Below are 15,198 nucleotides of genomic sequence, written 5' to 3' on the forward strand. Positions count from 1 at the left end.
CCAAACCTCGAGCTCGTGCTGGGCGACTGTACAGCGCCCGGCTAACGACTGTACACATCGCCGGCCCGCGACCGCAGGTCAACGAGTGCGCGTCCACGGCTTTGAGTCTGCGCCCACGGCGAGGAAGCTCCGAATTCGCGCCCTATGCAGGCTCGACGCACTCGCCCGCCCTGGCCGATTAGGTATCCGGGCTGGTAGGTTCGCGGAATCGGCGTTATTTTAATCGGCGATCGGAGGATCGGCGCATGAGTGCTGCCGCAACGGATTTCGACGTTCCCCGATTCCGCGATTGGCTGGCGGCCGCGACAGGCGAGGCGGCGGACGTGTCGGTAATGCCCATTCGCGGAGGCGGCAGCTGCGAGATGTTCCGCGTCGACCGGCTGGGGCGGGCGTGGGTGGTACGCCGGGCGCCACTGGCCGCGGTTTCTGACACCGCTCACCAAGTGATCCGCGAGGCGCGCATCATGGAGACGCTGGGCGCGGCCGGGATACCGGTGCCCACGGTGCTGGCCCGCAGCGACGACCCCGCCATTCTGGGCGCACCGTTTTTCGTGATGTCGTACGTCGACGGCGGGGTGATCCGCCGCGACGGACTTCCCGAAGCGCTGCAAAGAGCTCCGACGGCACACAATTTGATCGGCGAACAGCTGATCGACACCCTGGTTGCTTTGCACTCGGTCGGCTGGGCGGGCACACCGCTGGCCGAATTATCGCACCCGCAGGGGTTTTTGCCACGCCAGGTCGATCGGTGGCTCGCGCAACTGAGTCGTTATCGGGCCCGCGAGCTGAACGGCGTGGACGAGCTCGCCGGCTGGCTGCGCGAGAACCTGCCCGACGACGGCGATCTCACCGTCATGCACGGAGACTACAAGCTGGACAACGTCATCTGGGCGCCCGCGCCACCACCGCGGATCGCCTGCGTGGTCGACTTCGAGATGACGACGGTGGGCGATCCCCTGATCGACTTGGCATGGGCGATGATCTTCTGGCCCGAGGCCGGAAATCCCATCGCACTGGGGTCGCCGGACGCACCACATGGCATCGATCGCGACCATTGCCAGACGCCGGAACAACTGATCGAGCGCTATGGCGAGGCCACCGGCCGCGACCTGTCACAATTCGGCTGGTACCAGGTATTCAGTGCGTGGAAGCTGGCGATCGTCCTGGAGGCGTCCTACGCGAAGTTTCTGCGCGGTGAGTCCCGCAATCCGATCCACGAGTTCTTTGGGGCGGTCATCGATGAACTGCTCAGCCGTGCAATGAGGTTCGCGCAATGACCGACGAGCTGTTCGACGTTGCCGGCCGGGTCGTTCTGGTCACCGGAGGCAGCCGCGGCCTGGGTGCCGCGATGAGTGTCGGGCTGGCCGCGCGCGGCGCACGAGTGGTGATCGCCAGCCGAAAATTTGAGTCGTGCGACGCATTGGCCGCCACGATCACCGACTCGGGCGGGCAGGCCCACCCGTTGGCCTGCCATGTCGGCGACTGGGAGTCCTTGCCCGGCGTCGTCGAGGCCGCCGTTGCCCGGTGGGGCCGGCTGGACGGCTTGGTCAACAACGCCGGGATGAGCCCGCTCGCGCCCTCGCTGCTGGAAACCTCAGAAATGTTGTTCGACAAGGTGATCGGCGTCAACTTGAAGGGCCCGACCCGGTTGACGGCGCTGGCTGCCACGGCAATGGCCGCGACCGGCGGCGGATCGATCATCAACATCAGTTCGCTGGCTTCGGTGAAACCCACGCCCGTCACCACGGTCTACGCGGCAGCCAAAGCCGGTCTGAACGCGCTGACCACCGCCTCGGCCATCGAATACGCCGGCGTCGGCGTGCGGGTCAACGGGATCATCTGCGGCACCTTCGATACCGACGCGGCGTCGGGATTCGTCCGCAACCCCGACCTGCTGCCGGAACTGGTGCGCCGCATCGCACTCGGGCGGGTGGGCCGGCCCGGCGAGATCGTCGGGGCCGTCGTCTATTTGCTCTCCGACGCGTCGAGTTACACCACCGGCTCACTCATGACCATTGACGGCGGCGTCTCCGGCTGATCAGCGGGACCGGGTCGCCGTGCGCTCGACGGCCCCTGCCTCGGCTCGCACCCCGGAGATCACCCACTCGACCAGCCGAGGGAAATTCTGTTCGATCTTGGCCGTCTCGGAGTCCGAGCGCTTCGGTTCACGCAGACCGCGCACCTCGACGATGGAATGGTTGATTGTCATGTGCGCCAGGCCGCGGCAGCACTCGGTGGCGAGCGGGCGTGGAATTCCTTCTTGCAGAGTGGCTTTGAGTAGGGCGTTGACATACTCGGCAACAGCACTGCGGTCGTCGATGGTCATCAGCTCGGTCAGAAACGGATGCGCTCGAAGGGCGTTGTGCAATGCCTGACACCAGTGCACTGCCGTCGACTCCCAGGTGTCGTATTCCTTGAAGTCGAGTTTCAGCTGCGCAAAGTGGCGCGCGACCAGCGCCCTGATCAATGCTTCGCGATTGCCGACCTGCTGATACAGCGTGCGCGGTGAGATCTTGAGTGCGGCCGATAATCGACGAACGCTCAGAGCCTCGATGCCTTCGGAATCCAACATGTCCAGCGCGTGCGTGAGGATGTCGTCGGCCGGGATCAGCGGCTTGGCCATCGCTGCATCGTACAAGCCCTGGCCCTGCCAACACCGCAGGCTAAGCACTGTCGCGGCGAATACCTTCGATCAGGTAGTCGATGTGCGCGGCGAACAACTCGTCGACTTCTTCGCGAGTCACGCCGGCCGGGTCACTGCCGGCGAGGCGTCCCCGTCGGCGCGTCGAGTTGGTGCTGGGCGGATGGTCCATCGCGACGAAACCCACGGCCGCCCACGTCAGCAGCCGGCAGGCCCGCACCGACATATCGGTCGACATACCGTCGCGGCGCATGCTTTTGAGCAGTGGACGGGACGCTTTCAGATAGGCCGGGCGCTTCGCCTGCAGGAAGAGCCGGCTGTCGGCAGCGTCGGTCAGTCGTGCGCGAAGTTGGCGGGTCCAGCGGCGCGCGTAGTCCGGCCAGGATTCGTCGCGCTTCAGCTCCGGTGCGAGATCGTCGAGCACATGCTCGGCGACCGCATCGATCAGCGCGTCCTTATTGCCGATTCGGGAGTAGACCGGTGGCGGCGTGACGCCCAATCGGTTAGCCACGCTGCGCATGCTGATCGCGTCCAGACCACCTTCCCGCATGATTTCCACTGCGGCAGCGACGATCTGGTCCGCGTCGAGCTCCAGTTCGCTGGGCACGTCTGCACTCCTTGCAGCTAGCGGATAGTCAGGGTGATTTTGCCGATGTGTTCGTTTGCCCGCATCACCCGCAGCGCCTCGTCGAGGTGCTGCCAGTCGAGAACGTGGCTGATCTGCGGTTTGATGCCGGCCTTGGACACCACCTCACACATGTCGCGGTGAGCGCGCACGCTGCCCACCGTGATTCCGATGACGCGCAGGTTGTTCAACATCACCTCGGCGACCGCGATGGACGCCATGTCGAATCCGCTGAGCACACCGATCACCGCGATCGTGCCGCCCATGGCGGCCGCATGGAGCGAATGCGGCAGCGTCGCGGGGCCGCCGAGGTCGACGACCAGCTTGGCCCCACGACCGGCGGTCAGTCCCTTGACCTGCGTCTCCCAGTCCGGGGTGGTTCGGTAGTTGACCAGATGCGTTGCCCCCAAATCCGATCCGACCTTGAGCTTGTCGTCGGACGACGAGGTCAGGATTACGGTGGCACCCCGCGCCCGGGCTAGTTGTACGACAAACAGCGATACTCCACCGGTGCCCTGGGTCACGACCACGTCGCCTTCGCCGATGTTTGCTTCCACCAACGCACTCCACGCCGTGACACCCGCGCATGGGATCGTCGCGGCTTCGACATCGCTGAGGTGCGCAGGCGTGCGGACCAGGCCGGCGACATGTTCGACCCGGTATTGCTGCAGCCACCCGTCGCAGGTGTCGCCGGGCACTTCACGCTTGGCTTGCGGGGTGGGCGGGCCGTCGTGCCAGCCCGGGTGAAACGCACCCATGACGCGATCCCCGGGCCGCAACTCGTCGACCCCCGGCCCGATCGCCACCACTTCCCCGGCGCCGTCGGTCATCGGAACCCGCGGCCAGGGCCCAGGCAGCAGGCCCATCAGATTGACGTTGTCGTGGAAGTTGAGGCTCGAGGCGTTGATCTTGACCAGTACCTGCCCGGGGCCGGGCTCGCCCACCGGCATTTCGACGGTCTGCACGGGCTCGCCGGGCCCGGTCATGACGATGGCCCGCTGACGATTCGGAATACTCATGCGACGCCGGCCTCCTGACGCAGTGCTTGCCATTTCTGTTCCGCCGCCGGCCGCCGCGAAGGAAGGTGATCGGTCGGCCAACCTTGCACCGGACGGTACTTCTTGAGCACGTGCCGGGCCAACACCGACTTGTGCAGCTCGTCGGGACCGTCGCCGATCGATCCGAATCGCGTCATCCGATACCAGGATTCAACCGGCAGGTCACCGGAATACCCCAGCGCCCCGCACACCTGGATGGTGCGATCGAGCACGGCGAGCACCACCTTCGATACATGGGCCTTGATCATGCCCAGCTCGGCACGCACCTCCGCCGCGCCGAAACGGTCCATCTTCCAAGCGGTCTGGAAGGTCAGCAATCGTGCTGACTGAATCTCGGTGTGCGACAGCGCGATATAGTCTTGCACCATCTGATGTTCGCCCAGCAGGCGACCGTGCGACCGGCGCGAGACCGCGCGCTCACCCATGATGTCCAGGGCGCGCTGCGCTTGCCCGAGCCAGCGCATCGAGTGGTGGATGCGGCCGCCGCCAAGACGCTGTTGCGCCAGCACGAATCCGCCGCCACGCGGGCCGATCAGATGATCCGCGGGAACTCGGCAGTCGGCGAACACCACCTCGGCATGGTTACCACGCCGGCCGAACTCCGGGTCGGGATGCGCCATGGTCGGAATGTCCCGGACGATGTTGCACCCCGGCGTTGCAACCGGTACCACGAATATCGACGCGTGCCGGTGTGGCCGGCCGGCCGGGTCCGTCTCGGCAACCACCAAGATGATGTCGGCACAGGATGCGTTGGTGGTAAACCACTTGTGGCCGTTGATGATCCAGTCTTCGCCGTCGAGCACAGCGGTGGTGGCGATGACGGTCGGGTCGGCACCAGCAAGAAAAGGTTCGGTCAGCGCGAACGCGCTGGATATCTCCCCGTCGAGATTGGGATGCAACCAGCGCTGCTTTTGCGCGTCGGTCGCGCCGTGTGCCAGCAACTCCATGTTCCCGCTGTCGGGCGCCTGGACCCCGAACAGCTCCATCGAGACCATGCACCGGCCGATGATCTCCGACATCAGCGCGAGCTTGAGTTGGCCCAATCCCGCGCCGCCCAGGCTGGGATCGAGGAACAGACCCCATAACCCCTGCGCCTTGACCTTTCCCTGTAGGTAACGCTTGACCGGCTGCCAGTCGTCGGGCGCAATCTCGGCCAGGATGGGTTCCAGCGGGATGACGTCGGAATCGATGAAATTGCGCATCCAGGAAAGCTTTTCAGCGAAATCTGGGTCGGTCTCGAAATCCCATGCCATCGCGGTCCTCACCATCGGTCGCACTCGCGACATCGGCACTTCCTTACAGCGAGATCACAGTGTAATCATGGTGTCATACGTCAGCGCAACACCCTGCTTCGTCTCGATCGATCACGAACTGAAATTGCCCTGTCGCATGGGCAACGTCGAGGTACTTCCAGACCCGGACGATCAACCCGTCCTGCACCTGCACCCACACGCAGTACTCGTTCTCGTAGGGCTGCCGCCGGCGAAAAACGCGGTTGCCCGCATCGTGAAGCGCGCCGCAGCGAGGAAGCGTCGGGGCAAATGTGATAACCCCGGTGTCCGGCGTTCGGGTCGCCGCGAAGTAGTCTGCCGTCAGCATGACGCCGACCCATCCTTTCGACAGGGCCCTCGAGCTCGATGTCCGCGACGCCGACACCAGGCGCGGCCGGACGCATCCGGAGTGGGCCAACATGGTCGGCCCGTTCGGCGGTATCACCACCGCAATCCTGCTGCGTGCCATCGAGACTCATCCTGGCTGCATCGGTGCGCCGTTGGCGGTGACGGTCAACTTCGCCGGCCCCGTCGCCGACGGCGACTTCGACATCTCGCTTCGAACCCCGCGCACTAACCGCAGCAGTCAGCACTGGATTGCCGAACTCAGCCAGGACGGCGACGTCAAGACCACCGCGACCGCGGTATTCGGCATCCGGCGCGATACCTGGGCCGACACCGAAGCGCGGCCACCGAACGCCCCTCCCCCGGAACAACTCACCCCCGGAGGCGGCCCGGAGGTCGTCGTCGCCTGGGCGCGCCTGTACGACATGCGCTTCGCCGAGGGCGCGTTTCCCGGCCCCGACGCCCAGCCCAGCCCGGCATCGCAGATCGCACTATGGGTGCGCGACCGCGAGCGGCGCCCGGTCGACTACCCTGCGCTGGCCGCCCTGTGCGACGTGTTCTACCCGCGGGTATTCCAGCGCCGCGGCGGCGTCGTCCCGGTCGGGACCATCTCGATGACGACCTACTTCCATGCCGATCAGCAGGAGCTGGACGCGCTTGGCGGCGACTTCGTCCTAGCCTGCGCTCACGCCGATCGGTTCACCCATGGATATTCCGATCAGAGCGCGCAAGTGTGGAGTCGCGGCGGCGCGCTGCTGGCCACCACGCATCAGATCGTCTACTTCAAGGCCTGACCCGCCCCGCTGATGTGCGGCTTGCGCATCAATGTCAGGCTGGGCGTGACGTCGAGGAAACCGGTACACCAGAATCGAGCCGCAATGACTGAGCGCGCGAACGATGTGATCGCTGACGACCACGCCGCCACCCTGCTGGCGATCGAGTCCATCAAGCAACTCAAGGCCCGTTATTGCCGGTACCTGGACACCAAGGACTGGGCCGCGTGGCGTGCGATCTTCGCCGACGACTTCGTCAGCGACACCTCCGAGGCGGGCGGCAAGCTGATCGAAGGCGCCGACGACTTCGTCGCGTTCACCCGTAAGAGCATCGGACGCCCCGCGCAGGCCACCGCCCACCAAGTACACGCCCCCGAGATCGACCTCACCTCCGCGACGACGGCGCGCGGGGTGTGGGCCCTGCAAGACGTCGTGCGGTTCGGGCCCGGTGTGAGCCTGGTGGGCTACGGCCACTATCACGAGACTTACGAGAACACGGCCGGGCGGTGGCTTATCAAGAGCTCCAAACTGACTCGGCTCCGCGAGGACATCGTGACGCCGGTTTTCTCGTTCTACATCTCCAACCGGATCCGCAACACTGCCGCCAGGTTCGCCAACCGGCTGCTGGAGAAATAGGAGACTCCATGACTGTCGACACCATCCTGGTCACCGGCGCGTTCGGACAGGTCGGCAAGCGATGCGCCCAGATTCTGCTCGAGCGGGGTCGAACGGTCATCGCGACCGACCTTCGAAACGACAAAACCGTTGCGGTGCAAGAAGAATTGTCGGCTATCGCCAAACCTGAGGCGTTGATTGCCGCCTACGTCGACTTGACCGACGCCGAAGCGGTGCGCGAGCTGATCATGACCCACCAGCCGGGAGCCATCATTCATCTGGCCGCGGTGGTCGCACCGGTGTCATACCGCAATCCCGCGTTGGCACGAAAGGTCAACGTCGGGGGCACGGAGAACCTGTTGGCGGCGGCCACCGCCCTGCCGCGGCCCCCGCTGTTCCTGATGGCGTCCAGCGCCGCGGTCTACGGCTCGCGTAATCCGTACCGGTATCCGGAACGGATCACCCCCGATACCCCGGTGAACCCCATCGATCAGTATGGGCAGGACAAAGTGCTGGCGGAGGCCGCGATCCGGGCCAGCGGCCTCCCACACGCGCTGTACCGACTGGCCGGGGTCATCTCACCGGATACCCAATCGGGTGGTGTCGACGGCGACAATCTGGTGATCATGCGTTCTATGCCCGTCGACAACCGGCTACACACGGTGGACGCACGAGACGCGGCGCTGGCATTTGCCAACGGCGTCGATCGCGAAGCCACGATTTCCGGCAAGGCACTGTTGATCGGCGGAAACGAAACGTGCGTCATGCTCGAGCATGAACTCGAGGGCGACCTGATGACCGCTGTCGGCCTGGGTCGCCTCGGTTCGTCGGTGGGTCTGACCGGTGATCCCGACGACGACCGGGGCTGGAGTTTCACCGGCTGGTACGACACCACGGAAGCGCAAGCGCTGCTTGACTTTCAAGAGCACGACTGGCAGCAGACCATGGACTGGGTCGCTGAATCCCAGGGCAAGATGCGCTTCGTCTTACGCGTGCTGGGTCCGATCCTGCGGCCGGTGCTGCGCATCGTGATCAAGGTGCAGAACCGCGCCGAGGGCCGTGGTCCCTACGCCGACCCGTGGGCGATGATCGAAAACAAATATGGCCCGGCGGCGCTGGCTCACGCCGAGAAGCAAGCCGACTAGTTGCGCGACGCGAAGAACGCGGCTTTGCGGATCGAGTCTTCGACCGGTTGGGGCGTCGACCCCAGTATGCGTTCGGCCTTGCCGTGGTCTAGGGGCGACATCAGCTGAATACAAACTTCTTCAGGTCGGCATCCAGGGCCACGTCCAGCACGTGACGCAGACCCTCCACATTCGTCTGGAACAACGGTGCTGGGTCGCCCAGCCACATCCGGGCAGCGCTCGACCTGAAGGTCATCGATGCCCTTGGTGGAACTGTTGCGGCGCAACATCACTCGAACGTCGGCGCGCGAGGAGACAAGCTGACGGGTGACGTGTGATCCCAAAAAGCCGCTGGCTCCGATCACGAGCTTCTTCTCGCGAGTAATGGCTATCTCCCCTTATTGCCCCGTGGACAATAGCCCAACGGATTCCGCTGGCCCTAGGGGGCGTTTGTCTGCAGTTGCCGGATACGTTCCTCACGTGGCAGAACCGGACCGTCGTCGATCGGCTCGGTGATATCCAGTTCCGCCAGCCCAACCTGGGTGAGCATCGACGTGCCGTACGCGGCGAGCATGAGTTTTTGATCGTCACTATGCCCGCCGTCGACGAGCATGGCGCCGATCAGGCAGATGACGGCCATCTTGTACGCGTTGAACGCGCGATACCAGGATCGGTGCCGCAGGGTGATCCCGCTGGCCGTTTGGTAATGCTCGAGAAGTGCCTCGATGTCCAGTGCGTCAGGGTGACTGGTGATGCCGACGGGCTGCATCCACAGCAGTTCGAGCCAGCCGATGTCGGTCAGGGGGTCACCGACGGTGGTCATCTCCCAGTCGAAGACCGCGCTGACCTCGCCGCCGGTGAACGCGAAGTTGCCCGGCTTGGCGTCCCCGTGCACCAGGGCGACCTTCGGGCACGGCTCCGGCTGGCTGTCGCGCAGTGCCTGCAGGAGCCGTTCCAGCGCGGGCAGCGAATCCCGCTTGACCCGGTCCATTTCGGACGCCCAGTGGTCGAGTTCGCGGCGCAGGTGATTGCTGCCGTCGTCGAGGGCGTCGAGCCCGGTCTGCTTGAGGTCGACCGAATGAATGGCCGCAAGCTGTTCGGCCAGACTTCGACACATCCGCACCACCATCGCGCCCGGCGCGTCGGCGGGTGCTTCCATTTCGTAGACGTCGCCGTCGACCCGCTCCATCACGAAGAACGGCCGCCCCAGGACGTCGCCGCTGTCCTCGAGCCACAGCGCCGGCGGCACACGAACGGCGCTGTCCTGCAACGCACGCAGGATCCAGAATTGACGTTCGAGGTCGTAGGGTTCCAGCAGCGCAGGCGGTTTGGGGCGTAACCGCAACACGACATCCCGGCGGGTGTCGCCGGTGACGACCGTGAGCACCATCATCTCGGCGGAATGGCCGAAGCTCACCCGATCGAGGCCCTCGATGCGGACGTCGGCGACGTTAAGTCGGGTGCGCAGCCAGGCGGTCAAACGCTCAGCGACATTGGTGTCGTGCATCATTGGCGTACTCCGTCGTCCGGCAACCGTTCGACCGGGGTTTTGTCCTGGGTGAAGGCCGACATGTCCATGGCCGCCCAGTTCGGGTAACGCGCATAGCCCTGGCCGCCCATCAGCAACTCGAAGATGCCCCAGCCGGTGTCGCCGTCGAGTTCAAAACGCATCAACTGGTCCAGCGCCATCGATTTACCCTCGGTCTCGCTCAGGTGCGCGGAATCGTTGCTGTCCCATTGGAAGTGAATGAAGTACGCGCCGTCGCCGAGGTCCTGATACTGGCAGTGCGCCATCGGCAGGCCGTAATAGGCGTTGACGTGTTGATGCGGCGCGTCGGCCGTGACCCGGTAGGTCGTTCCGTCCCCGTCGGTGAAAACGAGGACAGCGCGGGCGGGCCGCTTGAGGTCGCCGTCGAATTCGACGTCGTGCTCGATCTTCACAAACCGATTCGACAGCGTGCCATCATTGTGGGTGATGCCGCCATCTACGTAGTTGACTGTGCCATCCGATGATTCGATGATCCATGCCTCGATCGCACGGTTTTCGAAACCGGCGTCGAGCCACAACCAGAAATCGATCTTGTCCGAGACACGCACCCCGAAGGTGCGATCCCGCCCGCCATGGAAACCGTCGACACTGATCCGCTCGCCGTCGATCTGTACCCAGCCGGTCCAGCGCCCCGGCTCTTTCATGTGGTACATGTCGGCCAGCATCCGGCCGTCGGAGCCGTGCACCTTCATCGGCAACAGCTCCCACATCGGCGCGGTGGGCTCGTAATAGAGCTCCCACGCGATGCCGGAATCGTTGGGCTCCACGTCGAGACGCCACTTCTTCAGGGGCTCGACACACGTCCAACGCATCGGCCCGGCGCTCAGATCGCCGCGGCCACCACCGTTGATCGGATGGCCGGCCAGCAGATCCCAGTGCCGGCCGTCGGCCAGGCTGACCTTGACGTATCCCAACCCGGTGCCGGTGTTCGGGTTGTTACCGTAGCCGCTGGCCAGCAGCAGGGTGCCGTCCGGCGAGGCGGCGAAGAAGTAGCAGCGGTCCGACCATGTCGGATCGGGATCGTGCACTTGATCGAATGTGGTTGGCAGCTGATGGGTAAATGACTCGTCGGCGGCACCGTAACCCATGAATTCCTTTCTGTCGGATTGCGAAATCGATTGCCATCGAACGGTTTTAGCAATCACGCCAGATCGATGGAAAATTCCTTACGAAACTCGCGCATCAGATACTCAACGGCACAACACATCCCCTACTATCGCTGCAATGGAACCGAGCCGGTGGTGGGGCGACGACCGCGCGATCCTCGATGACGAGGAGGCCCGGCGTCGCCTGCTGGACGCTGCGGGCCGCTGCATCGTGCGGCGGGGCAACGCCCAGATCCGGATGGCCGAGGTGGCCGATGAGGCCGGGGTATCCCGCTCGACGGTTTACCGGTACTTCCCCAACCGCGACGAGGTCCTGCTGGGTCTGATGCTGGCGCGGGTCGACGCGGCCTTGGGCGAGTTGGTCGGCTCGCTGCGTCACCCCGACGACCCGGTGCGCTCGATACCCGAGATGGTGTTGGCGCGGGTTGAGTCGGTGGCGGGCAACCCGTTGAACGAGGCCCTGTTCGCCGCGGAGAGCACCGCGGTGCCCGCGGCTCTGCAGCTGGGGTCCGAACCGATGGTGGAGCTGATGTTGGCGCACTACGGCCCGCTGCTGCAGCGGTGGAAGGACGCCGGCAACCTCTACACCGACCTCGACCCCCGCTCAATCGTGCAATGGCTGAGCACCACGACGTTGTTCCTGCTGGCGCCGGCATGGCGACTGCGCCCGGTGGCTGACAAGCGCCAATTCGTCGAGCAGTTCCTGGTACGGGCCCTGGTGCCACAGATCAGACATTAGTCTCACTTTGTCTGATGTCCAGACATTCAGCTATTTTTGTCTTGGCAACTCGTACTCGCGCGCCACCCCGCGGATCTGGCGGCGGCGCACCCAGGGATGGACAGTCATGAAAAACGCTGTTGAACAGGCCATTTCCGCCGTCGGACTGGCCGCTCACCTCGGCCGGGGAATCGGCCGGGTGACCGCCGACGCGGTCGTCGGCAGCCGTGCGGGCCTGCCCCGCGCGGTCGGCGACCTAAACACCGCGGCGCTTTCGCGTGTGATAGGACGCAACGTCAGGTCGATCCGGGTGCTCACCAGCGATGCCGGCACCTCGTCGCGGGCCCGGCTGGTGCTGACGGGCGATGACGTACCGGAGTCGGTCTTTGTCAAGATCACGGCGCAGACCGCCGCCACCCGGTTGATGGGTGAGCTGGGCCGGCTGGGCAACACCGAGGTGCGCTTCTACAGCCAGCTCGCCCCCGATCTCGCGGGCGTCCCGGTCGCCTACGGCGCGGCCTTCGACACCTGGACCGGTCGCTACCTGCTGGTGCTGGAAGACCTGCCCGAGTCGTGCGTCTTCCCGGATACGTTGCACCCGCTGTCCACCGATCAGGCCGGCCTGATCGTCGAGTTGCTGGCGACCCTGCACGGAACCTTCTGGGACCGCATGCGCCACAACGGGCGCGGGCCGCTGGATTGGCTCTACACGCCGTCGGGTGACGTCACATCGCTGTTGACCGGTTCACTGATGACCACCTCGATGAAGCGACTCAGCGGGCGGACCTCGATCCCGGTGGAGAACGGCCGATTCATCGCCGAGAACTATCGCGCGGTCGCGGCGGTGATCGACACTGCACCGCATACCGTCATGCACGGCGACGCCCACCCGGGCAACATGTACTTCCGCGATGGCGAGGCCGGGCTACTGGATTGGCAGGCGGTACGCCGCGGCCATCCGTCCCGCGAACTGGCCTACACCCTGATCACCAGCCTGACGCCCGACGACCGCCAGACCACTCAGCGCGAACTTCTCGACATCTATCGACAGGCACTGGTCGCGGCCGGTGGACCCGATCTGGACCGCGACGACCTCTGGCTGCGCTACCGGCAGGGTGCGCTGTATGCCTATGTCGCACCGTTGATCACCGCGGGCATGGGCGGAATGCAGGTCGAAGATATCGCGATAGAGGGCTTGCGGCGCGGCGTCGCGGCTCTCGACGACCTGGAAACCGTTGCTGCGCTGAAACGTTCGTTGTAGGCGGCGGCTAGCGGTCGATCCACCCCATTTGCGCTTCGGCGTGATGGCCTCCGGCCGCCGGGGTGAGTCGGTCCAGCCGGGAGAGCTGCTCAGGCGAGAGTTCGATGCCGTCGGCACCGACGTTTTCCTCAAGGCGCGCAACCTTTTTGGTCCCCGGAATGGGCACGATGTCGGGCCCCTTGGCCAGCAGCCAGGCCAGTGCGACCTGAGCGGGAGTGGCGCCGATGTCGGTGCTGATCTCGCGCAGCTCGTCCGCGCTGCGCAGGTTGTGCCGGAAGTTCTCGTCGAAGAAGCGCGGGTTGGTTTTACGGTAGTCGGTATCGGGCAGCTCCGCGTTGGATCGTATTGCGCCGGTGAGGAAGCCACGGCCCAGCGGTGAGTATGGGACGAACCCGATGCCCAGTTCGCGCAGCGCTGCCAGGATCCCGTCTTCGGGATCGCGGGTCCACAGCGAGTACTCCGATTGCACGGCGGCGAGCGGGTGCACCGCGTGCGCGCGGCGAATGGTGCCGACCCCGACCTCGGAAAGACCGATGTGCCGTATTTTGCCGGCGGCGACCAGCTCGGCCAGCGCCCCAACGGTGTCTTCGATCGGGGTATCGCGGTCAAGGCGGTGTTGGTAGTAGAGGTCAATGTGGTCGGTCGCCAGCCTTTTCAGCGATCCGTCGACCGCGACGCGGATGCTGGCGGGGCTGCTGTCTAGGCCGTTGCGTCCGGTGTGCGAGATCAGACCGAACTTGGTGGCCAGCACCACGCGGTCACGCCGGCCCTTCAGGGCTCGGGCGAGCAGCTCCTCGTTGACGAAGGGGCCGTAGATCTCCGCGGTGTCGATCAGCGTGACGCCGAGATCGATGGCGCGGTGCACCGTGCGGATGGATTCGGCGTCGTCAAAGCCGCCGATCGAGTACGCGGCGGACATACCCATCGCGCCCAAGCCGATACGCCCGACCTGCAAGTCGCCGAGGTGAGCCTGTTTCATGCCACGTTCTCCTGTTCCACCGTGCCGATGTTGCACTCGAGGACCAACGACCCTGGTGCTGTCCGCGCTCGTGTTCCACGATTGACCTTAGATTGGAGGTCGAACATGCCGGATGCGTTGGTGGACATCGACGTACTCAGGGACGCCGTGCAGCTGGCCTGCAGGGCCCCGTCGTTGCACAACAGCCAGCCCTGGCGGTGGGTTGCCACCGGCTCACGGTTGCTCCTCTACATCGATGAAAGCCGCAGCCTGCCAGCCGCCGACAAATCAGGGCGCGAGGCGCTGATCAGCTGCGGCGCCGTACTCGACCACCTGCGCGTGGCGTTGGCTGCAGCAGGGTGGGCAAGTCAGGTCGATCGCTTTCCTGACCCGGACAACTCGGATCTTCTCGCATCGGTCGATCTCGGCCCGCGCCGGCCCGTCACCGACGACAATCGCCGACGGGCCGACGCCATCGCACACCGCCGCACCGATCGGCTCCCCTTCTCCCCACCGAGTAACTGGACGGCCCTGGAAGCAAGACTGCAAAAAGCCGTCGATTGCGCCACAATTCACCTCGACGTGATCCCCGAAGAGCTGCGGCCACAATTAGCCCGGGCGTCGCGACTCACCGAGTCGCTGCGGCTATACGATACCTCGTATCATACCGAATTAGACTGGTGGACAGGTCATTTCGAGAGCGCCGACGGAATTCCGCGCACCTCACTGTTGTCGGCAACCGAGGACGATCAGGTCGACATCGGAAGAGCCTTCCCCGTTAGTCCGCACAACGAGCGGCACACCCCGCTTGGAAAAGACCAATCCACCGTGCTCGTTCTGTCGACCGACGAGGACACTCCCGTTGACGCTCTGCGGTGCGGCGAAGCGTTGTCGTCGGTGCTGTTGGAGTGCACGTTAGCCGGGATGGCGACCTGCACACTGACCCAACTCACCGAACTGTGGGCCAGTCGCGATCTGATCGCGAGTCTGATCGGACGGGCCGCGATGCCGCAGCTCCTGATCCGCGTCGGCGAAGCACTCGGCCCCACCGAGGCGACCCCGATGACGCCGCGGCGGCCACTGGGTGAGGTTCTGACGTTTAGCCCCAATGAATCTGGTTGACGACCGCGGCGCGGTATAACACTTTTTCTCAC

The 15,198-nt window shown here is 65.0% G+C and carries 16 protein-coding genes and 1 pseudogene; 8 read left to right on the top strand and 9 right to left on the bottom strand.

The genetic code is table 11. The annotated features are described in order from the left end of the window. Positions 1–245 precede the first annotated feature (245 nt). Together MJO58_RS15380 and MJO58_RS15385 are read left to right on the top strand one after the other, a co-directional pair. Entirely contained in the window at positions 246–1,277 is a 1,032-nt protein-coding gene (locus MJO58_RS15380; protein WP_090602948.1) for a phosphotransferase family protein, read from the top strand. Continuing rightward, positions 1,274–2,038 carry an SDR family NAD(P)-dependent oxidoreductase gene (locus MJO58_RS15385; protein WP_090602950.1) on the top strand — a complete coding sequence of 255 codons (765 nt, stop codon included), beginning with the start codon at positions 1,274–1,276 and terminating at the stop codon, positions 2,036–2,038. The genes MJO58_RS15380 and MJO58_RS15385 overlap by 4 nt, the downstream gene beginning before the upstream one ends. Here the strand turns inward: MJO58_RS15385 and MJO58_RS15390 are convergent, their stop codons facing one another. From MJO58_RS15390 to MJO58_RS15410, 5 genes are read right to left on the bottom strand one after another with little or no spacing between them, the layout of a single operon-like run. Beyond that, complete coding sequence (locus MJO58_RS15390) at positions 2,039–2,623, bottom strand: TetR/AcrR family transcriptional regulator (protein WP_139043279.1); 585 nt, start codon at positions 2,621–2,623, stop codon at positions 2,039–2,041. It lies immediately after the preceding gene. A gap of 40 nt (positions 2,624–2,663) precedes the next feature. Next, entirely contained in the window at positions 2,664–3,248 is a 585-nt protein-coding gene (locus MJO58_RS15395) for a TetR/AcrR family transcriptional regulator (RefSeq protein ID WP_239719945.1), read from the bottom strand. Between the two features lie 17 nt (positions 3,249–3,265). After that, complete coding sequence (locus tag MJO58_RS15400) at positions 3,266–4,285, bottom strand: zinc-dependent alcohol dehydrogenase family protein (protein ID WP_239719946.1); 1,020 nt, start codon at positions 4,283–4,285, stop codon at positions 3,266–3,268. Continuing rightward, the gene (locus tag MJO58_RS15405) at positions 4,282–5,610 is read right to left on the bottom strand and encodes an acyl-CoA dehydrogenase family protein (protein WP_338048776.1); all 1,329 of its coding nucleotides are present in this window, start codon (positions 5,608–5,610) and stop codon (positions 4,282–4,284) included. The genes MJO58_RS15400 and MJO58_RS15405 overlap by 4 nt, the downstream gene beginning before the upstream one ends. Before the next feature lie 40 nt (positions 5,611–5,650). After that, positions 5,651–5,923: a nuclear transport factor 2-like protein gene (locus MJO58_RS15410; RefSeq protein WP_239719947.1), complete on the bottom strand. Its 273-nt coding sequence runs from the start codon at positions 5,921–5,923 to the stop codon at positions 5,651–5,653. On the opposite strand from MJO58_RS15410, the gene MJO58_RS15415 reads away from it, so the two are divergent. The 3 genes from MJO58_RS15415 to MJO58_RS15425 all read left to right on the top strand — a co-directional run bounded on the left by MJO58_RS15415 (position 5,922) and on the right by MJO58_RS15425 (position 8,473). Then, positions 5,922–6,734 carry an acyl-CoA thioesterase gene (locus MJO58_RS15415; protein ID WP_239719948.1) on the top strand — a complete coding sequence of 271 codons (813 nt, stop codon included), beginning with the start codon at positions 5,922–5,924 and terminating at the stop codon, positions 6,732–6,734. The two genes, MJO58_RS15410 and MJO58_RS15415, sit on opposite strands and share 2 nt — an antisense overlap. A gap of 84 nt (positions 6,735–6,818) precedes the next feature. Beyond that, complete coding sequence (locus MJO58_RS15420) at positions 6,819–7,349, top strand: nuclear transport factor 2 family protein (RefSeq protein ID WP_090602966.1); 531 nt, start codon at positions 6,819–6,821, stop codon at positions 7,347–7,349. Positions 7,350–7,357: 8 nt separating this feature from the next. Then, positions 7,358–8,473 carry an NAD-dependent epimerase/dehydratase family protein gene (locus MJO58_RS15425; protein ID WP_239719949.1) on the top strand — a complete coding sequence of 372 codons (1,116 nt, stop codon included), beginning with the start codon at positions 7,358–7,360 and terminating at the stop codon, positions 8,471–8,473. A gap of 103 nt (positions 8,474–8,576) precedes the next feature. On the opposite strand, the pseudogene MJO58_RS15430 reads toward MJO58_RS15425, so the two are convergent. The 3 genes and pseudogenes from MJO58_RS15430 to MJO58_RS15440 form a co-directional block, all read right to left on the bottom strand. Further along, a pseudogene (locus MJO58_RS15430) lies at positions 8,577–8,838 on the bottom strand (NAD-dependent epimerase/dehydratase family protein); the annotation flags it as partial. A 53-nt stretch (positions 8,839–8,891) separates the two neighbouring features. Next, entirely contained in the window at positions 8,892–9,962 is a 1,071-nt protein-coding gene (locus MJO58_RS15435; protein WP_434086241.1) for a phosphotransferase family protein, read from the bottom strand. Next, positions 9,959–11,089: an Rv3169 family protein gene (locus MJO58_RS15440; RefSeq protein ID WP_239719950.1), complete on the bottom strand. Its 1,131-nt coding sequence runs from the start codon at positions 11,087–11,089 to the stop codon at positions 9,959–9,961. The genes MJO58_RS15435 and MJO58_RS15440 overlap by 4 nt, the downstream gene beginning before the upstream one ends. Before the next feature lie 136 nt (positions 11,090–11,225). On the opposite strand from MJO58_RS15440, the gene MJO58_RS15445 reads away from it, so the two are divergent. Together MJO58_RS15445 and MJO58_RS15450 are read left to right on the top strand one after the other, a co-directional pair. Next, positions 11,226–11,846 carry a TetR/AcrR family transcriptional regulator gene (locus MJO58_RS15445; protein WP_239719951.1) on the top strand — a complete coding sequence of 207 codons (621 nt, stop codon included), beginning with the start codon at positions 11,226–11,228 and terminating at the stop codon, positions 11,844–11,846. 106 nt (positions 11,847–11,952) lie between these two features. Beyond that, positions 11,953–13,086 carry an ecdysteroid 22-kinase family protein gene (locus MJO58_RS15450; RefSeq protein WP_239719952.1) on the top strand — a complete coding sequence of 378 codons (1,134 nt, stop codon included), beginning with the start codon at positions 11,953–11,955 and terminating at the stop codon, positions 13,084–13,086. 7 nt (positions 13,087–13,093) lie between these two features. Here the strand turns inward: MJO58_RS15450 and MJO58_RS15455 are convergent, their stop codons facing one another. Further along, the gene (locus MJO58_RS15455) at positions 13,094–14,065 is read right to left on the bottom strand and encodes an aldo/keto reductase (RefSeq protein ID WP_239719953.1); all 972 of its coding nucleotides are present in this window, start codon (positions 14,063–14,065) and stop codon (positions 13,094–13,096) included. 105 nt (positions 14,066–14,170) lie between these two features. On the opposite strand from MJO58_RS15455, the gene MJO58_RS15460 reads away from it, so the two are divergent. Next, positions 14,171–15,166, top strand: a complete 996-nt coding sequence (locus MJO58_RS15460) for an Acg family FMN-binding oxidoreductase (protein WP_090602980.1) — start codon at positions 14,171–14,173, stop codon at positions 15,164–15,166. Positions 15,167–15,198: the final 32 nt, after the last annotated feature.

Origin of the sequence: Mycobacterium lentiflavum (assembly GCF_022374895.2) — a bacterium.
Lineage (GTDB): Bacteria > Actinomycetota > Actinomycetes > Mycobacteriales > Mycobacteriaceae > Mycobacterium > Mycobacterium lentiflavum.